Here is a 22,214-nt window from a genome sequence, read left to right as displayed (position 1 = left end):
GGCGGCGTGGAGATCGCCCGGTACGGACCCGTCGTCGTGGGGTGGTCGGAGCGCGCGATGCCCGGCGCGCCGACGGCCCGTCGCGCGGGCGACGACCTGCTGCGCGCCCTCGTCCGCGAGGTCGGCGGTCGCGCGGATGCCGGCATCTCGAGGCTCTGCCCCGAGTGCGGGTCGCACGAGCACGGCGTCCCCCGAGTGGCCCGTGAGCCGATCGCGGTGAGCCTCTCCTACACCGGATCGCTCACCGTGGGAGCGGCCGTGCGGGAGGAACATGCGGCATCCGTCGGCATCGATGTCGAGCCCGCCGACCGTGACATCGGCGATCTCGCGGCCCTCTTCGAGCCCGCCCCCGCTCCCGACCTCACGGGGTGGACCCGCATCGAAGCGGTGCTGAAGGCGACGGGGCGCGGCATCCGGATCGCCCCCTCGACGGTCGTGCTGGAAGCACGCCCGGGTCCGCTCCCGAACTCCCTCCGCACGACCTCCCCACCGGGCTTCGTCGTCACAACGCTGGATCGCCCCAGCGGTTTCGTCGTCAGCCTCGCTGTTGCCGAAGGGTCTCGATGGCAGCTGTCGGGGGCACCGCCGCGTCGGTGAGGGTGGATGCCGGGAGCCGGGGCAGCCGCAGATCCTCCAGCCACTCCGCGAACAGCGTCTGGAGCCGGTGTCCCGAGACCTCTTCCGCGAGCGCCACGAAGTCCGCGGTCGTCGCCGTGACACCGCGATACCGGGCGGTCCACTCCCGCAGCGTCCCGAAGAATGCGGCATCGCCGACCGTCAGGCGCAGGGCGTGGAGCGCGAGCGCCCCGCGCTTGTAGACGCGGTCGTCGAACATGAGCGCCGGCCCCGGATCGCCGATGCGGATGTCCTGGGGCGGTTCGGTGAGGCTCGCGTGGTGCCCGAGCGCTTTCGCGTGCGCCGAGGGTCCTCCCGATCGCTCCGACCAGATCCATTCGGCGTAGCAGGCGAAACCTTCGTTGAGCCAGATGTCGCGCCAGCGGGCGACGCCGACGCTGTTCCCGAACCACTGGTGTGCGAGTTCGTGCGCGATGAGGCGCTGGAGTCCCCCGACGCCGTCGATGTGGTTCGACCCGAAGACCGCCATCGCCTGCGCCTCGAGCGGGATCTCGAGATCGTCGGCCGTCACGACGACGGAGTAGTCGTCGAACGGGTAGGGGCCGAAGGCATCCTCGAAGACACCCATCATGCGTTCGAGGGGCGCGAAGTCGGAGGCCACGCGGGCCGACATCGGCTTGGGGTAGTACAGGTCGCCGCGCACGCGACCGAGCGGACGCGACTCGTGCGTGTACCGCCCGATCTGGAGGGTCACGAGATAAGGCGCCGTGGGAACCTCGCGCTCGAAGACCCACACGCGCTTGCCGCCGCGCGTGACGCACGAGGAGAGGTCTCCCGCAACGACGGTGTAGGCGGCGTCGGTCGCGATCTCGAGGCGGTAGGTGGCCTTGTCCGAGGGCAGATCGTTGCAGGGGAACCATGTCGGGGCCCCTGTGGGCTGGGATGCCACGAGCAGCCCGTCCTCGAGCTCCTCCCATCCGATCGTGCCCCAGCGGGTCCGCCGCGGACGAGGAGCGCCCGCGTAGACGACCGTCACCTCGAAGGCCTCGCCCGCCGCGAGCGGCGCACCGAGGCGCACCTTGAGCTTGCGGTCGGTCTGCGCGAACGACGCGCGCGGATCGCCCGCGACCGTGACCTTGCTCGCACGAAGCCCCACGAGGTCGAGACCGAAGCCGGGCGTCGCCTCGGTGGCACGCCCGCGCAGGACGACAGTGGCACTGAGGCGATTCGTCGAGACCTTGTAGTCGAGCGTCAGGTCGTAGTGCTCGATCCGGATGCGGGCGTCGCCCGCCTGAGGCGTGTAGTCGTCGACCATCACTCGACGGTCGTCTGATACGCCCGGACCTTCACCGCCCGCCAGGGGCCGATGGGGTTGCCGCTCCAGCGGCTTCCCACCGGCACCGACTCGCCTCGCATGACGAGCGAGGCGGGACCGACGGTCGCGTCGGATCCGATCGTCGCAGCGGGGAGGATGACGCTGTGCGGGCCGAGAGTCGCCCCCGGCTCGAGGGTCACCGTGTCGATGCTCATGACTCGATCATGGAACAGATGCGTCTGAACGACACATCCACGGTTGACCGTCGCGCCGTCGCCGAGGGTCACGAGGTCAGGTTCGGGCAGCCAGTAGCTGTCCGTCCAGACCCCCGTGCCGATCTTCGCGCCGAGCGAGCGCAGCCACAGCGCGAGGGCGGGCGTCCCGGCGGCGGAGTTGGCGAACCACGGCGCCGCCACCATCTCGGTGAACGTGTCGGACACTTCGGTACGCCAGACGAAGCTCGACCAGAGCGGATGCTCGCCGGGACGGATGACGCCCACGAACGCCCATTTCGCGACGGTCGTGATGCCCGCCGCGAGCGCCCCCGCCGCGAGGAGGACGGCGCCGGAGAGGAGGATCGCGACGCCGAGGTTCGCCGCTTCGACGAGCCACGCGAGAGCGAAGACGACGCCGAGGCCGATCGCGCACGTCACGACGACCGGCACGATGCGGCACAGTTCCCACAGCGCACGCGCGACGCGAAGTCCCGCGCGCGGCCGGTAGGTGCGTTCGAGATCGGAGTCGTTCACGACGCGGCGCAGCCGCACGGCGGGCGAACCGAGCCACGACGATCCCGCCTTCGATTTCGCGGGCGCGACGGACAGCACGGCGACGAGTCCGTCCTTGGGCACGCGATGGCCGGCGGATGCCATGCCGGAATTGCCGAGGAAGGCGCGCTTGCCGATCCGGGCGTGGCCGAGGCGCATCCATCCCCCACCCAGTTCGTACGTTCCGACCATCGTGTCGTCGGCGAGGAAGGCGCCGTCGTCGATCGTCGTCATCGAGGGAAGGAGAAGGACGGTGGATGCCTCGACCTCACGTCCGACGGTGGCACCCAGCATCCGGAGCCAGATGGGCGTGAAGAGACTCGAGTAGAGCGGGAAGAGAATCGTCCGGGCGGAGTCCAGAAGTCGCTCGGTCGACCACGCCTGCCAGGCGATGCGACCGTGGACGGGGTGGATCCCCTCGACGAGCCCGATCGACAGCAGCCGCACGAGGAGAACGACGGATCCCGCGAACGCGACACCCACCGTGAGGGTCGCGGGCACGAGCATGACGAGCGCCCCCGGGATCGCCTGCGAGAGCGATTCCGCGCCGCGGAAGCCCTGCGCGAGGACGAGACCACCGAGCGCGAAGGACAGGATCGGAAGAAGCCCGAGGAGGGTCGAGGAGATGCCGTACGCCCACAGCCAGCGGAGGCGCTTGGGCGGCGCCGTCGGCGCGAGGGGCGTCGAGCGGCCCCCGACGCGCACGGCGGGCGACCCGGCCCAGCGTTGACCGGCCCGCACGCGTCCGAAGACGGCGGATCCCGGCGCGATCTCGGCGTCGCGGCCGATCTTCGTGCCCGGCGCGAGGGTCGATCGCGCCCCGACGGTCGCGCCCGCACCGATCCGGATGCCGCCGATGCGGACCGTGTCACCGTCGATCCAATATCCCGTCAGGTCGACCTCGGGTTCGATGGCGGCTCCCGATCCGACTTCGAGCATCCCCGTGACGGGCGGAAGCGTATGGAGGTCGACGCCGCGGCCGATCTTCGCCCCGAGGACGCGCGCATAGACGGCGATCCATGGGGCACCCGCGAGGCCGACGGGGTCGATCTGGCGCGACACCTGCTCGGCGAGCCAGAGCCGCAGGTGCACACCGCCCCCGCGCGCGTAGTCGCCGGGCCGGACGCCGGCCAGGAGCAGTCGCGCGAGGCCCGCCGTCAGCGCCATGCGTCCGAACGGCGTCGCGAAGACGAGAAGACCTGTCACGACGAGCCACGCCGGCGCCTCCGGCAGGAAGGAGAACCCGGGGAGGGACTGCAGGATCCAGCTGGCGGTGAGGAGCCACACGACCCAGCGCGCGCCGCTCAGGATGAACAGCGGGATGCCGGCGAGCGTCTGCACCCACTGCATGACGCGCGGGGTGGGAGTCGCCCGCGTGAAGTTGGTCGGCGCCTCCTCGCCCGCCGCTTCGACGGCATCGGCCATCTGACGCAGGCGCGGGAGGTCGTACACGTCGGCCATCGTGAACTCCGGTGCACGGGCGCGGATGCGCGACACCAGCTGCGCTGCCGCGAGGGATCCGCCCCCGAGCTCGAAGAAGTCCGATCGCTCGTCGACGGGGCGGGTCCCGAGGACGGCAGCCCACTGCTCGGCGAGCCACGCCGCCGTACCGCTGAGGTTCGAGTCGCCGTCGGAGGACTCGAGCGGCCACGGCAGCGCCGCCTTGTCGACCTTGCCGGACGTCCGGACGGGCAGATCGTCCATGACGGCGAGGAGAGGGATGAGCGGCGCGGGCAGCACGTCGGAGAGTTCGCGCCGCGCGCGCGTGCGGTCGAACCCGTCGGCAGGGACGACATAGCCGACGAGGAGGGACACTCCGGCATCCGTCTTCTGCACGACCACCGTCGCCGCAGAGACCGATGTGAGCGACTGCAGCGCCGACTCGATCTCGCCGAGCTCGATGCGACGACCGCCGATCTTCACCTGGTCGTCGGCGCGTCCCTGGAAGACGAGCCCCTCGGGATCCGCGCGCACGAGGTCGCCCGACCGATACGCGCGGTCCCACCCGAGCGTGGGGTACGGCGCGTACTTCTCGGCGTCCTTCGCGGGATCGAGGTAGCGTGCGAGCCCCACACCGCCGATGATGAGCTCGCCCACGTCGCCGTCGGCGACCCGCTGCCCCTCGGAATCGACGACGGCGAGCGCCCAGCCGTCCAACGGCAGGCCGATGCGCACGGGGGTCGTGCCGTCCATTCGAGCGGCGCACGCGACGACCGTCGCCTCGGTCGGGCCGTAGGTGTTCCACACCTCGCGCTCGTCCGCGACGAGCCGGGCCGCGAGCTCCGGCGGCAGCGCCTCGCCGCCGAAGATGAGCAGCCGGATGTTCTCGATGGCATCCTGCGGCCACAGGGCCGCGAGCGTCGGGACGGTCGAGACGACCGTGATCCCGTGGCCGACGAGCCACGGCCCGAGGTCCTCCCCCGAGCGCACGAGCGCTCGAGGGGCAGGCACGAGGCACGCCCCGTGGCGCCACGCGAGCCACATCTCCTCACAGGAGGCGTCGAACGCGACGGACAGCCCCGCCAGGACGCGGTCGCCGGGTCCGAGCGGTGCGTCCTGCAGGAAGAGCCTCGCCTCGGCGTCGACGAACGCCGCCGCCGATCGGTGCGTCACGGCGACGCCCTTCGGAACGCCGGTGGATCCCGACGTGAAGATGATCCAGGCGTCGTCGTCGACACCCGGTGGGGCGACGATGGGGAGGGCACTCGTATTCGGGTGGGGCGGCGCACCCGCGAAGAGTCCCGGGCGTTCGTCGCCCGAAGAGTCGCGATACACCCCCGCCGCTCCGATGACACCGCGCACTCGCGCTTCCCCGAAGACGAGATCTGCACGCTCCTGAGGGTCGTCGGCGTCGACCGGGACGTACGCGGCTCCCGCGGCGATGATGCCGAGGATCGCGATGTACAGCTCGCGGTCGCCCGACGGCATCCGGACGCCGATACGGTCGCCCACACGCACGCCGTTCTCATGCAGGCGCGCCGCGGTGCGCCACACGGCGGCGAGAAGCTCCCGATAGCTCAGTGCCCCCGCGGCATCCTCGAGCGCGGACGCCTCAGGATGCTGCGCGGCGGTCGCCCGCAAGATGTCGACGAGCGTGCGCGCCGGGGGCGCCGCGTCGGCGCGATCGAAAGTCTCTTGCACGGAGGCGTCCGGTACGAAGGCCATGTCCCCCTCCTCCTCGTCGTGCGGTCCGTGGATCGCGACGCATCGATCGACCTGCGGCGCACAGATTACAGGTGCGGGAGGAACGGCACGCGAACAGTCGGCCGGGCGGTGACGAATCGGCCTCGACCGGCCATTCCTCAGCGCGTCGACAGGCGTTCGAAAACATGTCACAAAAAAGGCCATGTCCACCATTTGGTGGACATGGCTTCAAGATGTAGTGTCGTCAGAGCAGCTGGGGCTGGCCGGCGTCCTGGGGGAACCGGTCACGTTGCACGTTGGGGATCACTGTACCTCTGGCGGGGTTCACGACGGCTTTCAGACAGCGACTGGGACGCTGTCTGGTGACCCCCTCGAGTTGATCAGTTGGCGCTGAACAACTCGAGGGGGCACGTAAGGCCTGCCATGCCGCCGCCGACCGCTGGGGGACGGCCTGATCTGCGTGCTGGGGACACGTGGCAGCGGGTCCTCTGAAACAGGCCCAGCCCTGATCTTATGTGTTCAGGGGTGTCGCAACCGACCGCCGAGGCTCTGGCGCGCCAAGCGCTGCGCCCCTATGATGCGGTCAGGCCACCGCGTCCGGGCAGAATCGGCGGCCACTGGGACAGTGGGGAAGACGCCGATGCGCGTTCCAACGGAGTCGCCGCAGCAGGTCGGAGCCGTCACGATCGCGATCGACGGACCGGCACTCGTGCACGTGCCGACGTCACACGCATGGACGCTCCTGCAGCTCGGACTCCCGTGGCTCGTCGACGCAACGGTCCTCGTGACCTTCGAGGTCGTGCGGACGGACCGTTCCGGCGACGCCGTCACCCTCGTGATCGACACTCCCCGCGAAGCGACGCGTCTCCTCGCTGTCGTCCGGACGACGGCGATGACATTCGCGATCCCCGCCTGGGCGACGGATGCCGGGGGGCAATGGGTCTTCGAAACCGGCGAAGGCGCGGCATCCGTCCACGTCCTCGAGCTGAGGGACGAAGCCGCCGTCACGACGGGTCTGGACTGGTTCGGCGGACCGCCGGGCTTCGGCGCTGCCGTCGAAACGCAAGGAGCGGAAGAGGCCGAGCACTTCCCTGTCGAAGCGGAGTTCCCCGAGCACCTCCCTGTCGAAGCGGAGTTCCCCGAGCACTTGCCTGTCGAGCACTTCCCTGACGAGCCCGGGGACGCGGACGTCGGCGCGAGACAGCCGAGCGGGTCGCGTGTGCCGCTTCCCGACGCCGCCGCACCCGCACCTCCACCTCCAGCCCCATCTCCACCCCCTGCCCCGGCCCCGACCCCTGCCCCGGCCCCGGAGGCTTCCGAACAACCGACCGGGGACGAGGAGAAGACGACGGCCCACATCGCCGCCGAGATGCCCCGGACGGCGTTGGTGGGGGACGTCGTGACGCTCGATGTCCTCCTGAGCCGCAGCGAGATCGTCACGACCCCCGGGTTCGCGGCCGATCGACGTATCATCGCCGTCGCAGAACGCCTCCCTCTCACCGTGAGCATCTCTGTGCGCGGCTACCGTCTGGCATCCGGAAGAGCGACGCGCACCGTCCGTCTGCTGGCGACAAGAGCCGCTCGTCGCAGATTCCGCCTCGAGGCGACGGACGACGGACCGGGCGAAGTGTCCATCGTCGTGCGCCAGCGCAGCGAGACACCCCTCGCGACGCTCCGCCTCACGACGCGGATCGGGGGAGGAACAGGGGGCGAGCGGGCGACGGCGACGACCGACGCGCGCGACCCCGAGTCCGACGTCCTCGTCCTGCCCGTCCTGCGGATCGACGAGTCCACGTCGCGCGGACGCTCGACCCTCGATGTCGCCGTGCAGATCGGCGACGATCAGGAGCGCGCTGTCGTGCGCGGTCTCGACAAGGCGGCCGTCATCGCGAGCACCTATGCGCGTATCGACGCCCTCCGCACCCGCCTCGAGGAGGATCGGAGCGGCGACGTGCCGACGCGCGTCGACGTCGCGCTGCACGAACTTCGCGCGATCGGCGTGGAGCTGTCGCGCCAGCTCCTCCCCCTGCGCGTGCGGCGCCTGCTGTGGACGCACCGCGATCGGCTCGACAGCCTCGTCGTGCAGACGACGGGCGAATTCGACGTGCCGTGGGAGCTCGTCTACGTCAGCGATCCCGATCGATCGGCGAACGCGCAGCCCCTCAGCATCGACGGCTTCCTCGGCATGCGGGGTGCGACGCGCTGGGTCTACAACACGGCGCTGCCGACCCGGATCGAGATCGCGGGCACGCGAGCGAAGTACCTGTGCCCGTCCTACCGCGACAGCGGGCTCAGCCTCACGTTCTCCGCGACCGAAGCGACGCTCGTGCGGCGGGTGTTCCGTGCCAAGGCCGTGCGACCGGGAGATGCGACGGCGATGTCGAAGGTCATCTCCGAGGGGTTCGACCTGCTGCACTTCGGCGGACACGGCGTCTGGATCGCCGATCCTCCCGATCAACGCCTCCTGTTCGCGAACTACCGTCGGAGCGGCACGCCGCCGCAAGGGTCGAGCTACTCGGCATCCGAGCTGCGGGAGATCCTCCCCGACCTGCAGATGGTGGGTGCCGCAGACAGTCGCGGCATGGTCTTCCTCAACGCGTGCGACGTCGGCCGGATGGACACGTCGGCACCGGGCCTCGGAGGATTCCCCGAAGCGTTCCTCCGCGGCGGCGTGGGCCTGTTGATCGGATGCTCGTGGGCGATCGACGATGAGGCGGCGAGTCAGTTCGTCCGCGACTTCTACGACGCCCTGTCCTTCACCGATGTCGCCGGCGCGGTGGTCCTCGCCCGTCGCAAGGCGCTCGCGAACGCCGACCTCACGGCGCTCGCCTATGTCGCCTACGCGCATCCCCGCGCACACGTCGTCCCCGTCTGATCCCTCGCCGAGACCACACCAGCCGTCCGCCAGAAAGGCCCACCCGTGAACACCGCTCCCGCCGTCGCCCCACCCGCAGAGCCGCGGGCACCGCGACTCACCCGCACACAGCTGAAGGCCCTGAAGCCCCACGTCATCACCCTGACCGATGGGCGACTCGACCGCGAGCCCACGCCCGATCCTCGCAGCGAAGCGGATTTCGCCACTGTCGAGGCCGACATCGACGCGATCTTCTCGACGCACCTGCCGGCGTTCATCCGCTCCCGGCGGGGCGCGCACGTGCCCATCGTGCTCTACGCACACGGTGGTCTCGTCGATGAGGAGGCGGGATTCGCGACGGCGGAGCGGCAGGTCGCCTGGCTCAAGGCCAACGGCGTCTACCCCATCCACTTCGTCTGGAAGACGGGAGCGGCATCGGCGATCTGGGACGCCATCGGTCGATTCGTCGCCGGCGGCAGCCGCGGGTTCTTCGACGAGGCGAAGGATCGCGCCATCGAGATCGGCGCGCGTGCGCTCGGCGGAGAGCACGTATGGCTCGACATGAAGCTCGACGCGGCGGCGTCGAGCGACGACAACGGCGGAGCCAGGATCTTCGTGCGGAAGCTCTCCGAATGGATGCAGGCGCAGGGGCCGCGCAACCAGGGCGTCAACGGCGACAGGGTGAGCATCCATGCCGTCGGTCACAGCGCCGGGTCGATCTTCCATTCGCACCTCATCCCCGCAGCGCTCGAAGAAGGAGTCCCGGGCTTCCAGACCGTCACCTTCCTCGCACCCGCCGTCCGCATCGACACCTTCAAGAAGAAGCTGCTGCCGGTCGCGGACAAGATCGGCAACCTCACGATCTTCACGATGACGGATGCCGCGGAGCGAGAGGACAACTGCTTCAGGATCTACGGCAAGTCGCTCCTCTACCTTGTCTCCGCCTCGTTCGAGTCCGTCCGCGGCACACCGATCCTGGGTCTCGCGAAGGACATCGAAGACGACCCCGAGGTGATGGGCTTCCTCGCCGGTCCGCGCGGCGATCTCGTCCTTACTCCGAACCGCAAACCCCGCCCGGATGCGAGCACGGCGATATCGCACGGCGGATTCGACGACGACGCTCCCACGATGGAGAGCACGCTGCTGCGCATCGCGCCCGGCGCCGACGTCGCGAAGCATCCCTTCCCGAGCAGCTCCCGCGGCGTCGACCTGTGGCCGGAGCCCGACGATACGGGCGACGGCTCCCGGGGCTCGACGACCCTCCGGGCCCTGTGCATCGGTATCGACGCCTATCCGCGTGAGGGCGACCGCCTCCACGGTGCCGTGGCCGACTCGCGACTGTGGGCGTCGGTCCTCGAGGACGCGGGCTTCACCGCGACGTCGCTCACCGACCGCGACGCGACCCGCCAGATGATCCTCGGCTCGATCTACCAGCTCGTCACGAATGCCCGTGAGGGCGACATCCTCGTCGTGCAGTACGCGGGGCATGGGACGCACGCGCCGGATCTCGACGGCGACGAAGACGACCGCCAGGACGAGGCGATCTGTCCCGTCGACTTCCGCAGCGGCGCGCTGATCCTCGACGATGACCTGGGCCTGCTGTGGGACCTCATCCCCGACGGGGTCTCCGTCACGATCTTCTTCGATTCGTGCCACTCGGGCGGGAGCAACCGCGACGTCTCCGACGACGTCGTCTCCGTCGGACGAAGCGTCGAGCTCACACCGGGCGAGGTCGCGAAGTTCCGGATCGCGCGGGGCGCCGACGCGCCGAACGGTCGCAAGCAGGCGCTCTCACTCGTGCGCGCCTCCGAGACGGATCCCGTGACGCCGGAACCGGAACCGACGCCGACAGCGCAGCTCGAAGTGCAGTTCGCGGCGTGCTTGCCGACGCAGCTGGCGTGGGAGACGAACGGACAGGGGGACTTCACGAAGCACGTCGCTCCGCTCATCGCGGCTCACATCGGACGCGTGTCCAACGCGCGCTTCGCCGAGATCATCACGGAGGGATTCGACTCCCGGCGACAGGATCCGCTGTTCACGGGCGTCGCGCCCCGGGGCGATCTCCCGTTCCTCGCGTCGGCGTTCGCGGGTGATGCGCCCGAGGGAAGTCCTACGGACATCGCGCCGGGTGTCGCCTCCGGCGCGGCGACGACGGAGGGCGCACCTGCGCGATCGGGGTCGCGCAGCCGGGACGCCGCCATCGCACAGATCCTGCGCGGCGTCGCCGACCTCGTGGAGGGATGATCCGGTGACGCGATGAACGCCGGTTCCGCGGTACTCGGGGCGGCGACGAGGACTCGAGGTCCCGTCGCCTCCCCGAGGCTGCCCCCAGCGTCAGCGCGGTTCGGACGACGTTCCCATCACGCGCCCGCGCCGGTGACTCTCACAGATCCCCCCTGCAAGGAGGCCGACGGCGACGCGATGACTACTGCAATCGGCAGTATAGGCCGCTCGATGCTGGACGTTTCATGGATCGCACGGCCCCCACGGGACGTCGAGAGGGGAAGCGCGCCATGACCGAGCGCGCGCTGACGACATCCTCCTACATCGTCCTCGGTCTCCTCGCGACGCACGACTGGACGGCCTACCAGCTTGCCGAGCAGGTGGGTCGCGGCCTCGATCCGGTATGGCCGACGACCGATCGTCAGCGCTACAACACCCTCAAGCGACTGCGCGAGCGCCACCTCGTCGTGGGCCGAGCCGAGAAGACCGGCGAGCGCTCACGCACGGTCTACGCCATCACGGATGCCGGCCGCAGTGTACTCGCGCAGTGGCTGAGCCGACCCGTGCGGCCCCCCGCGCTCCAGTTCGAGGCCGGCGCACGGGTCGTGTTCGCCGCGCAGGGACGCCGAGAGGACCTGCGTCGCACCTTGGAGCTCACGAGGGATCAGGCGCTCGCGCGACGTGCTCTCCTCACGGCGCGCGCCGATCCCGACACGACCGACGACGGCTCCGCCGAGAGCCGGCGCGATGCGGACCTCGTCGAGACGTTCCTGCTCGGTCAGGCCGACCACGTCATCGCCTGGGCCACCTGGGCGCTCGAAGAGCTCGCCACCTGGCCACCGCCCGAACCTCGTGAGACATCGGAGGAGTGATACCGTCACGACGGCAGGCGTCCTCTCCCGCTGATCCGCGTACGCCGCTGACCGACCCGTGAGAAGGAGTCGCCATGGCCATGTTCGTCGACGACCCCGTCCGTCCTCCTCTGTACCGGCGATTCGAGCGCCCCGTCCCGTCGTGGTACGACGACGCGAAGCTCGGGATCTTCGTGCACTGGGGACCGTATTCGGTGCCGGCGTGGGCCGAGCCGATCGGAGCGCTCGGCACGGTCGACGACGATGCCTACTGGTTCGCCCACAACCCCTACGCCGAGTGGTACTTCAACACCATCCGCATCGCCGGGAGTCCCGCAGCGCTCCACCACGCCGAACGATTCGGTGGGGCGCCGTACGACGACCTCCTCGACGCGTGGCGTGCCGAGCGGTTCGACGCGGGCGCCATGCTCGACCTCGTCGCGCGCAGCGGAGCGCGCTACGTCGTGCCGACGACGAAGCACCACGACGGTGTCACGCTGTGGGATGCGCCCGGCACGGGCGACCGCAATACGGTGCGCCGCGGTCCGCGCCGCGACCTCGTCGAGGAGTTCCGCACCGCGGCGGAGAGCCGCGGCATCCGGTTCGGCGTGTACTACTCGGGAGGTCTCGATTGGCATGCGGCGCCGACGCGAGCGATCGCGGGTCCGATCGAGGGTGACCTCGTGCCCCGCGGACGCGCGTACGCCGACTACGCCTTCGATCAGGTCGCCGACCTCATCGAGCGGTATCGGCCGGCGCTCCTGTGGGGCGACATCGATTGGCCGGATGCCGGGAAAGAGCCGGGCGGCAAGAGTCTCGTCGAGCTTTTCGCGGCCTACTACGAGCGCGTGCCGGACGGGGTCGTGAACGACAGATTCGGGCTCACGCACTGGGACTTCCGCACAAGCGAGTACGCACAGGGTGCGCGCAGCGAGGGTGCGGAGAAGTGGGAGAACACGCGCGGCATCGGGTTCTCGTTCGGATACAACCGGATCGAGGATGCCGCGACGTCGATGACGGGACCCGAGGCGGTCCGACACTTCGTCGACGTCGTCTCCCGCGGAGGCAACCTCCTGCTGAACATCGGGCCGACGGCAGCGGGAGACGTCCCCGCATCCCAGCGGAGCACGCTCGAGCATCTGGGCGCCTGGAACGACCTGCACGGAGAAGCGGTCTTCGGTTCGCGCCCCCTCGATCCGGCGATCGCGGTGGCCTCGGACGAACCGTTCGTGCGGTGGACGACGACCCCCGGCTGGGCGCACGCGTTCGCCTCCGCCGAGCCCGGGGCCCGCGTGCCGCTGCGGATGGACACTGCGCGGCTCGACATCGAGGGCGCCCGTCTTGTCGGCCCCGGCCGCGTGGGCGTCGAGGACGGCGTGCTCGTCGTGTCGTCGGAGGAGCCGGACGCGTGCATCCGCGTCAGCCTGCCGATCCGCGGCGGAACCGTCAGCCGGTGACGAAGACGGCGATGCGCGATCCGTCGTGCAGGAACTGCAGGGACGTGCCCTCGGGATAGGCGTCGCGCAGGCCGCGTGGGGAATCCGGCGTCACGCGCAGGTTGACCGCCGACGGGAAAGGACCGGCGGAGCATCCGAAGTACAGCGGCCCCTCGATGAACTCCTGTCCGCCGCGCCCCAGTCGGTCGGAGACGACGATGAGACACCCGTCGGTGCCGGGATTGGCCCACCCCCGCTCGACGGTGATGGCGCGCAAGCCCGCGAAGGGCTCGAAGCCGTATGCGTCGCCGAGGTCCTCTCCGAAGGCGCTCGGGACGACGAAGTCCTCGTCGACGAGGAGGGTCGCAACCTGCTGCACGTCGACATCGCGCGGAACGGGACTCAGCGGCGTGAGCGGAAAGGTGACGGCGGTTGTCGCGGCCGCCGTGATGAGGGCCGTCGCAGCGATCGACGCGCCCCAGCCGGCACGTCTCTTCCATCGCTGCCGTCGCACCGCGCGCGGGTCGGCGCTCGCCGCACCCTCGGGCTCGTCTCCCCCGCCATCGGGCTGCTCCCCCGGCGCTTCGCCGTCGCCAGGAATCGCGGCGGAAGGCGGCGCGTCAGCGGCATCCGTCCTTCCCTCGGCTCCCGCGACGACATCGCCGCGATCAGGATGCCGCAGGACAGCCTCCGACGCGTCGGGCGGTGTGGCGGGCGGGTCCTGCTGCCTCAGCTGCTCGAGCTCGGCGAGGCGCGCCATCGCCTCGGGATCGCCGTCGATGTCTGCGTCGGGTCCGTAGGCACGGGCCCGCAGTCGCTGCAGTTCTTCGTCGGCGCCATCGTCCATCACGAGCATCGTGCCACACCGTCCCGCCCGCGTTCCCAGCCTTCTCTCATCCGTGACTTCATCGCCTTCCCTCTCCGCTCACTTGCCCCGAAGGGCGACTTCACCCCTTCTCACCCCACCCTTTGAGACGAGTGAGCGGGGATGGCGGGGCGCCGCCCTCCGAGGTTCACTTGTCGCACATGGCGACCTCGCCCGCCCCGACCTCGCCCTTTGGGACAAGTGAGCGGAGGCCTCCCCCGCTCGCTTGTCTCGAACGGCGGTCATCATGGGCCACACCTCACCATTCGAGACAAATGAGTGTGCGGATTGCGTTTTGCAGGATGGCCTGGACTTACGCAACGCGAGCGGCACACTTCCTGCCGTCGCACGTGCGACTTCTAGCGGAAGTTAGGCACCCTTCTGTTGTGAGGCAGGCATATCCCCCCTAAAGTCGTTCCAGAGCGACGACGCTCGGATCGTTCGCCCCGCAGTGACGCGACAGCTACGACTTCAGAAGGACCCGCCCATGCAAGATGAGTCAAAACCCCAGGATCTCGGCCGCATCGGCGCCTGGTTCGTCGGCGCACGAGGGTCGCTCGCGACGACCGCCGCGACGGGACTTCACGCGATGGCGCGCGGCATCGTGGAGCCGTGGGGTCTCACGACCGTCGACGAACGCTTCACCGATGTGCCGTTCACCCCGTTCGCCGACATCGTCATCGGCGGCCACGACATATCCACGACGCCCCTCGTCGAGAAGGCGACGGCACTCGCGTCGGGCGGAATGTTCCCCCGCGCGCTCGTCGAGGCCGTCGCCGCCGATCTCCACGAGACGGATGCCGACATCCGGCCCGCTCGCGTGGGCGGACCGACCCAACAGGACGACATCGACCGCGCAGCATCCGACATCGCCGCCTTCCGCGACCGGCACGGGCTGCGGCTCGTCGTCGTCGTCGACGTCTCATCGACAGAACCCCTCCCCGCCGACCACCCCGCCTTCCACTCCGAGGATGCTCTCCGCGAAGCGCTCTCGACGCCGGGCGCGACGGTCCTCCCGGCCAGCTCCCTCGCTGCCGCAGCGGCGATCCAGGCCGGCGCAGCGTACGCGGGATTCACGCCCTCGGCGGGCCTCACCCTTCCCGTCCTCCAGGCTCGTGCCGTCGCGGCAGGCCTCCCGTTCGCGGGCCAGGACGGCAAGACGGGCGAGACGCTCCTCCGCACGGTGCTGGCTCCCATGTTCACAGCACGCGGACTCAAGGTGCTCTCGTGGGCCGGCGCCAACCTGCTCGGCGGCGGTGACGGCGCGACCCTCGCCGACCCCGAAGCGGTGCGGTCGAAGCTCGCCTCCAAGAACCGGGGCCTCCACGCCCTCGTCGGCGACGACGTCGTCGCGCCCCTCCACATCGACAACGTCCCCGATCTCGGCGACATCAAGACGGCGTGGGACCACGTCCACGCCGTCGGGTTCCTCGGGAGCCGGATCACGCTGCAGACGACGTGGAGCGCCTACGACTCGACGCTCGCCGCCCCGCTCGTGCTCGATCTCGTGCGCAGTCTCGCCCTCGCGACGGATGCCGGTCAGGCCGGTGCCGTCGCAGAGCTCGGGTGCTTCTTCAAGGACCCGTGGGGCAGCGACGTGCACGCGTTCGCCGAGCAGACCGCTCAGTTCGTGAGCTGGGTGGAGCGCACGGGAGTCTTCGCGACGGCTCGCATGACGGCGGCGCGGGGGGCGTCGGAACGACAGCCGATCGCAGCGCGATGACGCGCGTCGGCGACCTCCTCGACCTCGTCCGCGCACCCGCAGCCCTCACGGCGCTCGGCGATCCGCTCGTCGGTGCCGTTTCGGCCCGGGGTGCCGTCGGCGGCCGCGCCGTGCCCCTCGCGGCCGCGTCGGCGTGCCTGTACGCCGCGGGCATGGCGCTCAACGACTACTCCGATGCCGACCTCGACGCCGTCGAACGACCCGAGCGCCCGATCCCCTCGGGCCGCGTCTCACGTGCGACGGCCCTCGGTCTCGGCGCGGCGCTCACCGCCGCCGGCGTCGGATTCGCCTTCCTCGCGGGCAGGGCGGCCGGCGTCACGGCGCTCGGCCTCGCGGCATCCGTCTGGACCTACGACCTCGCCGCGAAGGCGTCTCCCGCGGGCCCCGCCGTCATGGCCGTCTGCCGCGGGCTGAACGTCGTGATGGGGGCGGCCGGTCCGGGATGGCGCGGGGGCCTCTTCCCCGCGGGACTCATGGCCGCCCACACCGCAGCCGTGACCCTCATGTCGCGCGGCGAGGTGAACGGGACCACCGTTCCCGTCGCCGCAGCCACGGCAACCGCGATGGGCGCGACCGCGGTGGCTGTGTCTTTCGGTGCTGTGCCGTTCGGTGCGGCGACCCCCGCTGCCCTCCTCGGCGCGGCAGGGTACGCCGCGGCCGTGCTCCCCGCGCAGATCGACGCCGTCCGCAGTCCCGATGCTGCCACGGCGCGCACCGCGACGCGCGCCGGGATCCGCGGCATGGTGCCGCTCCAACTCGCGCTCGCCGCGCGCGCGGGGTCGACGGCGGTGACAGCGGCGCTCCTCGCGATCGGAGGGCTCCTCGGGATCCTCGGTCGCGCTCGCACGAAGGGAGACGTCACATGACCACCGACGCCTGGGTCCTGGGGTACGGGACGAACGGCTTCGCCGACCACACGCTGGATGACGCCCTGGACGTCATCCAGGGGTGCGGCTACCGCGCGGTCGCTCTCACGCTCGGCCATCCGCACCTCGATCCCTTCGCCGATGACTGGCGCACGCGCACCGAAGAGCTCGCGGCCGATCTCCGGGCGCGCGGCCTGCGGGTCGTCGTCGAGACCGGCACCCGTTACCTCCTCGACCCGTGGCACAAGCACCGGCCGACGCTCGTCGACCGCGATGCCGAGCCCCGGATGGCGTTCCTCGCTCGCGCGATCGAGATCGCCGCAGTGCTCGATGCGGACTGCGTCTCGCTGTGGAGCGGCGTCGTGCCCGACGACGACGTCGACGACGACACCGCCTGGACGCTCCTCGTCGAGCGCCTCGCCGCCCTCGTTCCGATCGCGGAGGAGCGCGGCGTGACGCTGTCGATCGAACCCGAACCGGGGATGCTCGTCGAAACGGTGTCCGATGCACTGCGCCTTCGCGATGAGGTCGGGGCACCGGCATCCGTCGGCATCACGGTCGACCTCGGTCACTGCGTCGCCGTCGAACCCGAGGGCGTCGTCGGCGCACTCCGCCAGGCCGGCAAGCTTCTGCGCAACGTGCAGGTCGACGACATGAAGCCCGGCGTCCACGAGCACCTCGAGCTCGGAACGGGCGATCTCGACCTCGTCGCGGCGATCGAGACCCTGCGCGAGATCGGCTACACGGGGGTCGCCGCCGTCGAACTCCCCCGCCACTCGCACGACGCGCCCCGCCTCGCGGGCGCGAGCATCGCCGCGTGGGATGCCGCGGCCCGCGCCGCGATGCCGGCCCGGCATCCGTGGACGGTCGAGGCCGTCGCATCCGTGACCGCCGACCCGACGCGCGCACCGCGGCTGTTCGCGGAGGCCGGCCGCGCCGTCGGCCGCGATCCGCTCTCCCCTGACGACCCGCACGGGTACGCCGGCACGACCGACGACGCCGCCCGCGCCGCGCTCGTCGAGGCCCTCCACGCGGGCGGCGCCGATCCGTCGGTCGTGCGGGCGCTCTACGAGTACGGCGACAACGCCGAGCGCCGGGGCGTGCTGCGCGGATTCGACGCGCTCGCCGACGCGGACCTCACCCCCGCATGGCGCGAGACGGGCCTCGATCTCGCTCGCGACGCGCTCCGCACGAACGACCCGGCGCTCGTCGCCTCGGCAATGGGAGCGTTCACGGCGCGGCACCTCGACGACCACGGCTGGCGCCATGGAGTGCTGAAGCTCGTATTCATGGGCGTCCCGCTCTCGATCGTCCGCGGACTCGACGAGCGCCGCGACGCAGAGCTGGCCGCCATGGCCTCGCGATACGCCGAGGAGCGGCGTGCGGCGGGTCGCAGCATCCCCGACGACATCCGACTCATCGACACCGTTCCCCAGGAGTGACATGCGCATCTTCGATCCGCACATCCACATGACGTCGCGCACGACGGACGACTACGAGTCGATGTACGCCGCGGGCGTCCGCGCGCTCGTCGAGCCGGCCTTCTGGCTCGGCCAGCCCCGCACGCACGTCGGCTCGTTCCTCGACTACTTCGACGCCCTGCTGGGGTGGGAGAGGTTCCGCGCGTCGCAGTTCGGGATCCGCCACCACTCCACGATCGCGCTCAACCCCAAGGAGGCGAACGACGCCCGCTGCCGCGAGGTCATGGGCCACCTCCCCCGCTACCTCGCGAAGGACGGCGTCGTCGCCGTCGGCGAGACGGGGTACGACTCGATGACGCCGGAGGAGGACGACGTGCTGCGTCAGCACCTCGCCCTCGCGATCGAGTTCGCGCTACCCGCCCTCGTGCACACGCCGCATCGCGACAAGGTGACCGGCACGCGCCGCACACTCGACGTCGTCGCCGAATCGGGACTGCCGTTCGGGATGGTCCTCGTCGATCACCTCAACGAGACGTGCGTCGACATGGTCGCCGAGGCGGGCGCCTGGATGGGCTTCTCGATCTACCCCGACACGAAGATGGACGAGCATCGCGTCGTCGCGATCATGCAGCGCCTGGGCCTCGACCGCATCATCGTCAACTCCGCCGCCGACTGGGGCCGGTCGGATCCCCTCAAGACCGCGAAGACCGGATACGCGATGCTCGAGGCCGGCTTCACCGAGGACGACGTCGATCGTGTGCTGTGGCGCAACCCCGTCGAGTTCTACGGCCAGTCGGGACGCCTCGACCTCACGCCCGTACCGGGTTTCGAGCCGGCGCAGCAGGGCCCCGACACGTTCGAGGGCAATTCGGTGCTGCGCGGCATGGCGTCGCGGAGGGAGGCGTGATGGAGCTGTCGTACTGCACGAACGTCCATCCCGCGGAAGACCTCGAGGGGATCATCGCGCAGCTCGATCTGCACGCGGGTCCCATCCGGCGGGCCGCGGGCCTCGACACCCTCGGCGTGGGGCTGTGGATCCCCGCCGAGACGGCTGCGCAGCTCGCGACCGACGCCGATGCCCGCGAGCGCCTCCGCGCCGCGCTCGACCGGAACGGACTTACCTTCCGCACGATCAACGCCTTCCCGTACCGCGGTTTCCACGACGACGTCGTGAAGCTCGCGGTCTACCGTCCCGATTGGACGACGGCCGAGCGCCTCCGCTACACGATGGACTGCGCGACGCTACTCGCCTATCTCCTTCCCGAGGGCGGCCAGGGCGGCGAGGGCGGCGACGGGAGCATCTCGACGCTGCCCCTCGGATGGCGGACGGAGTGGGATGCCGCGGCCGACGCCGCCGCCGAGGCGCAGCTCGCACGGCTCGTGGCGCATCTCCTCGAGCTCCGCGCCCGCACGGGCCGGGTGATCCGAGTGGGGATCGAGCCGGAGCCGGGGTGCATCCTCGACGACGTCGCCGATGTCGCAGCGTGGCTCGGCGCCCGCCCCCACCTCGTCGCGGACGGACTCCTCGGGCTCTGTCTCGACACGTGCCATCTCGCCGTCTCCTTCGCCGACCCCGGCGAAGCGGTCGGCATCGCGACGGCGTCGGGCGTCCGGATCGTGAAGGTGCAGGCCTCCGTCGCCCTCGAGCTTCCCGACCCGAGCCTCCCCGGCGCCGCCGACGCGCTCGCCCCCTTCGCCGAAGCGCGCTACGTGCACCAGGTGCGGGCGCGCGGCCACGCGAGCGACGCCCGCACGTGGGCCGCCGACGACCTCGGTGACGTGCTGGCCCCGGATGCCGCGTGGCCGACCGACCGGCCGTGGCGGGTGCACGTGCACATCCCCCTCCACGCGACCCCCGCCCCTCCCCTCCGGGCGACGACCGAGGTGCTGCTCGCCGCCGTCTCGGCCGTCCTCGACGCACCGCACGGTGACGAAGCGCACCTCGACGTCGAGACGTACACGTGGACCGTCCTCCCGGCTTCTCTCCGTCCGCCGACCCTGGTCGAGGGGATCGCCGCCGAGCTGAGCTGGGCGCGCGATCACCTCGCACACGCCCTCGAATCCCGCGTCGGGGCGGTGGCGTCATGAGCCGCGTCCTCCTCCTCGACGTCGTCGGGCTGACGCCACGCGCACTGGCCTCGATGCCGAACCTGCGGGCACTCGGCGACAGCGGGCGCACCGTGGGGCTCGAGACGATCCTCCCCGCCGTCACGTGCAGCGTGCAGTCGACGATCCTCACGGGCACGATGCCCCGCGAGCACGGCATCGTCGGCAACGGCTGGCATTTCCGCGACCTCGGCGAGCCGCTCCTCTGGCGCCAGCACAACCGCCTCGTGCAGGGCGAGAAGATCTGGGAGACCGCCCGTCGCCGCTCGCCCGGGTTCACGGCCACCAACGTCGGCTGGTGGTACGCGATGGGCGCGACGACCGACGTCACGGTGACCCCGCGCCCGATCTACCACGCCGACGGACGCAAGAGCCCCGACGCGTACGTCCGGCCCGAGAGCCTCCACGACGAGCTCACGGGCGCCTTCGGCGAGTTCCCCCTCTTCCAGTACTGGGGGCCGACGGCATCCCTCGCATCGACGGAGTGGATCATCAACGCGACGCGCGGGCTCCTGTCGGGCCGCTTCGGGCCCGCGGCATCCGATCTCGTCATGGCGTACCTCCCCCACCTCGACTACGACCTCCAGCGTTTCGGACCGACCGCTCCCGAGGCCGACCGCGCCGCCGCCGCGCTCGATCGCGCACTCGTGCCGCTCATCGAGGACGCACGCGCGGAGGGTTACACGATCGTCGCGCTCAGCGAGTACGGCATCGAGAACGCCGATCGCCCCGTCGACATCAACCGGATGCTGCGCCGCGAAGGCCTGCTCGAGGTGTACGTGCAGCAGGGGAAGGAACAGCTCGACCCGTGGACGTCCCGCGCGTTCGCCGTCGCCGACCACCAGGTCGCGCACGTGTACGTGCCCGACAGCGCCGACATCCCCCGTGTGGCCGACCTGCTGCGCGGCCTCGAGGGCGTCGACGAAGTGCTCGACCGTGAAGCGCAGGCGCGGTACGACCTCGACCACGAACGCTCCGGCGAGCTCGTCGTCGTCGCGGAACCCGGCGCATGGTTCACCTACTACTACTGGCTCGATGACGACCGCGCGCCCGAGTTCGCGCGCGGCGTCGACATCCACCGGAAGCCGGGATACGACCCCGCGGAGCTCTTCTGGAACCCGGCCGACCGCCTCGCGAAGGCGAAGGCCGCGGCGAACCTCGTGAAGAAGAAGCTCGGCCTGCGTTACGCGATGTCGACCGTTCCCCTCGATCCGTCGTGCGTCCGCGGGACGCACGGGCGTCTTCCGGATTCGACGCAGGACGCTCCCGTGCTGATCTCCTCCGACGCGACCCTCCTCGACGACGCGGACGACAGCATCGCCGCGGTCGACGTGCGCGACCTCGTGCTGTCGGCTCTCGGGAGTCGGGCTAAAGTGACCTGATGAGCGGACCCGAACTCGTTGTGCTCGCCGATGACGCCGGACACGCGATCGGCACGGCGCTGAAGTCCGACGTGCACACGACCGAGACGCCGCTGCACTTCGCGTTCTCGTGCTACGTCGTGGACGACGAGGGCCGCACGCTCATCACGCGTCGTGCGCTGTCGAAGAAGGCCTGGCCCGGTGTGTGGACGAACACGTGCTGCGGGCATCCCGCGCCGGGCGAGTCGGTCGAAGACGCCGTCATTCGGCGCATGCGAGAAGAACTCGGCCTCGAGATCGAGACGCTCGAGCCCGTCCTCCCCGACTTCCGCTATCGCGCGGTCGACAGCAGCGGCATCGTCGAGAACGAGATCTGCCCCGTCTTCGTCGCGCGCATTCGCTCCGACCCGCGGCCGAATCCGGAAGAGGTCATGGAGTGGGCGTGGGTGCCGCTCGACGCCCTCGTCGCCGTCGCGCAGTCGGCGCCGATGACCTTGAGCCCGTGGGCCGTGCTCCAACTCAGCGCCCTCCCCGCCTCCTTTGTCTCACCTTCGCTTGTCCCACAGGGCGAGGTGGATGCCGCGGAGGCCACCATTCGCGCCAACTGAACCGAGCACGGTCTCACCTTCACTTGTCCCAAAGGGCGAGGTGGATGCCGCGGAGGCCACCATTCGCGCCAACTGAACCGAGCACGGTCTCACCTTCA

Annotated in this window: 15 protein-coding genes; 12 read left to right on the top strand and 3 right to left on the bottom strand. The window is 70.6% G+C overall.

Annotation, left to right across the window (positions count from 1 at the left end; all coding sequences use genetic code 11):
* The first annotated feature begins 6 nt into the window (after nt 1-6).
* On the top strand, nt 7-597 hold the full coding sequence (locus FBY39_RS06180; RefSeq protein ID WP_141931103.1) for a 4'-phosphopantetheinyl transferase superfamily protein: 591 nt from the start codon (nt 7-9) through the stop codon (nt 595-597).
* On the opposite strand, the gene FBY39_RS06175 is transcribed toward FBY39_RS06180, so the two are convergent.
* Nucleotides 536-1,891: a M1 family metallopeptidase gene (locus FBY39_RS06175; protein ID WP_141931101.1), complete on the bottom strand. Its 1,356-nt coding sequence runs from the start codon at nt 1,889-1,891 to the stop codon at nt 536-538. The genes FBY39_RS06180 and FBY39_RS06175 overlap by 62 nt on opposite strands.
* Nucleotides 1,891-5,823 (bottom strand): Pls/PosA family non-ribosomal peptide synthetase, encoded by a 3,933-nt coding sequence (locus FBY39_RS06170; protein ID WP_141931099.1) that lies wholly within the window; start codon nt 5,821-5,823, stop codon nt 1,891-1,893. Before FBY39_RS06170 ends, FBY39_RS06175 begins: the two co-directional genes overlap by 1 nt.
* A 619-nt stretch (nt 5,824-6,442) precedes the next feature.
* Between FBY39_RS06170 and FBY39_RS06165 the strand changes: the two genes are divergently transcribed.
* The 4 genes from FBY39_RS06165 (at nt 6,443) to FBY39_RS06150 (ending at nt 13,187) form a co-directional block, all read left to right on the top strand.
* Entirely contained in the window at nt 6,443-8,677 is a 2,235-nt protein-coding gene (locus FBY39_RS06165) for a CHAT domain-containing protein (protein ID WP_141931097.1), read from the top strand.
* Between the two features lie 45 nt (nt 8,678-8,722).
* Nucleotides 8,723-10,900 (top strand): caspase family protein, encoded by a 2,178-nt coding sequence (locus FBY39_RS06160; RefSeq protein ID WP_141931095.1) that lies wholly within the window; start codon nt 8,723-8,725, stop codon nt 10,898-10,900.
* Nucleotides 10,901-11,169: 269 nt separating this feature from the next.
* Nucleotides 11,170-11,751, top strand: a complete 582-nt coding sequence (locus FBY39_RS06155; RefSeq protein ID WP_160132979.1) for a PadR family transcriptional regulator — start codon at nt 11,170-11,172, stop codon at nt 11,749-11,751.
* Nucleotides 11,752-11,825: 74 nt separating this feature from the next.
* Nucleotides 11,826-13,187, top strand: a complete 1,362-nt coding sequence (locus FBY39_RS06150) for an alpha-L-fucosidase (protein WP_141931091.1) — start codon at nt 11,826-11,828, stop codon at nt 13,185-13,187.
* On the opposite strand, the gene FBY39_RS06145 is transcribed toward FBY39_RS06150, so the two are convergent.
* A complete protein-coding gene (locus tag FBY39_RS06145) occupies nt 13,177-14,013 on the bottom strand; it encodes a hypothetical protein (RefSeq protein WP_141931089.1) in 837 nt (278 codons plus the stop codon). The two genes, FBY39_RS06150 and FBY39_RS06145, sit on opposite strands and share 11 nt — an antisense overlap.
* 505 nt (nt 14,014-14,518) lie before the next feature.
* Here FBY39_RS06145 and FBY39_RS06140 point away from each other — a divergent pair.
* The 7 genes from FBY39_RS06140 to idi are packed head-to-tail and all read left to right on the top strand — an operon-like array spanning nt 14,519 to nt 22,116.
* Nucleotides 14,519-15,754, top strand: a complete 1,236-nt coding sequence (locus tag FBY39_RS06140) for an inositol-3-phosphate synthase (protein WP_141931087.1) — start codon at nt 14,519-14,521, stop codon at nt 15,752-15,754.
* A complete protein-coding gene (locus FBY39_RS06135) occupies nt 15,751-16,620 on the top strand; it encodes an SCO3242 family prenyltransferase (RefSeq protein WP_141931085.1) in 870 nt (289 codons plus the stop codon). The genes FBY39_RS06140 and FBY39_RS06135 overlap by 4 nt, the downstream gene beginning before the upstream one ends.
* On the top strand, nt 16,617-18,062 hold the full coding sequence (locus FBY39_RS06130; RefSeq protein WP_141931083.1) for an EboA domain-containing protein: 1,446 nt from the start codon (nt 16,617-16,619) through the stop codon (nt 18,060-18,062). Before FBY39_RS06135 ends, FBY39_RS06130 begins: the two co-directional genes overlap by 4 nt.
* A 1-nt stretch (nt 18,063) precedes the next feature.
* Nucleotides 18,064-18,948, top strand: coding sequence for a TatD family hydrolase (locus tag FBY39_RS06125; protein WP_141931081.1), 885 nt, complete (start codon nt 18,064-18,066; stop codon nt 18,946-18,948).
* Nucleotides 18,948-20,129, top strand: coding sequence for a metabolite traffic protein EboE (gene eboE / locus FBY39_RS06120; RefSeq protein ID WP_141931079.1), 1,182 nt, complete (start codon nt 18,948-18,950; stop codon nt 20,127-20,129). Before FBY39_RS06125 ends, eboE begins: the two co-directional genes overlap by 1 nt.
* The gene (locus tag FBY39_RS06115; protein ID WP_141931076.1) at nt 20,126-21,529 is read left to right on the top strand and encodes an alkaline phosphatase family protein; all 1,404 of its coding nucleotides are present in this window, start codon (nt 20,126-20,128) and stop codon (nt 21,527-21,529) included. The genes eboE and FBY39_RS06115 overlap by 4 nt, the downstream gene beginning before the upstream one ends.
* A complete protein-coding gene (gene idi / locus FBY39_RS06110; RefSeq protein ID WP_141931074.1) occupies nt 21,529-22,116 on the top strand; it encodes an isopentenyl-diphosphate Delta-isomerase in 588 nt (195 codons plus the stop codon). Before FBY39_RS06115 ends, idi begins: the two co-directional genes overlap by 1 nt.
* Nucleotides 22,117-22,214 lie beyond the last annotated feature (98 nt).

It is taken from the genome of Microbacterium sp. SLBN-146, from assembly GCF_006715145.1.
Classification (GTDB): Bacteria; Actinomycetota; Actinomycetes; order Actinomycetales; family Microbacteriaceae; genus Microbacterium.
The sequence above is the reverse complement of the archived record's forward strand: the minus strand, read 5'-3'. Positions and strand labels throughout refer to the sequence as shown.

What these genes read in the sequence shown, in the direction of transcription:
- FBY39_RS06140 (WP_141931087.1), top strand. Translation starts at nt 14,519, where the DNA reads ATGCAAGATGAGTCAAAACCCCAGGATCTCGGCCGCATCGGCGCCTGG.
- idi (WP_141931074.1), top strand. Translation starts at nt 21,529, where the DNA reads ATGAGCGGACCCGAACTCGTTGTGCTCGCCGATGACGCCGGACACGCG.
- FBY39_RS06135 (WP_141931085.1), top strand. Translation starts at nt 15,751, where the DNA reads ATGACGCGCGTCGGCGACCTCCTCGACCTCGTCCGCGCACCCGCAGCC.
- FBY39_RS06130 (WP_141931083.1), top strand. Translation starts at nt 16,617, where the DNA reads ATGACCACCGACGCCTGGGTCCTGGGGTACGGGACGAACGGCTTCGCC.
- FBY39_RS06175 (WP_141931101.1), bottom strand. Translation starts at nt 1,891, where the DNA reads ATGGTCGACGACTACACGCCTCAGGCGGGCGACGCCCGCATCCGGATC.
- FBY39_RS06155 (WP_160132979.1), top strand. Translation starts at nt 11,170, where the DNA reads ATGACCGAGCGCGCGCTGACGACATCCTCCTACATCGTCCTCGGTCTC.
- FBY39_RS06145 (WP_141931089.1), bottom strand. Translation starts at nt 14,013, where the DNA reads ATGGACGATGGCGCCGACGAAGAACTGCAGCGACTGCGGGCCCGTGCC.
- FBY39_RS06115 (WP_141931076.1), top strand. Translation starts at nt 20,126, where the DNA reads ATGAGCCGCGTCCTCCTCCTCGACGTCGTCGGGCTGACGCCACGCGCA.
- FBY39_RS06125 (WP_141931081.1), top strand. Translation starts at nt 18,064, where the DNA reads ATGCGCATCTTCGATCCGCACATCCACATGACGTCGCGCACGACGGAC.
- FBY39_RS06150 (WP_141931091.1), top strand. Translation starts at nt 11,826, where the DNA reads ATGGCCATGTTCGTCGACGACCCCGTCCGTCCTCCTCTGTACCGGCGA.
- eboE (WP_141931079.1), top strand. Translation starts at nt 18,948, where the DNA reads ATGGAGCTGTCGTACTGCACGAACGTCCATCCCGCGGAAGACCTCGAG.
- FBY39_RS06170 (WP_141931099.1), bottom strand. Translation starts at nt 5,823, where the DNA reads ATGGCCTTCGTACCGGACGCCTCCGTGCAAGAGACTTTCGATCGCGCC.
- FBY39_RS06165 (WP_141931097.1), top strand. Translation starts at nt 6,443, where the DNA reads ATGCGCGTTCCAACGGAGTCGCCGCAGCAGGTCGGAGCCGTCACGATC.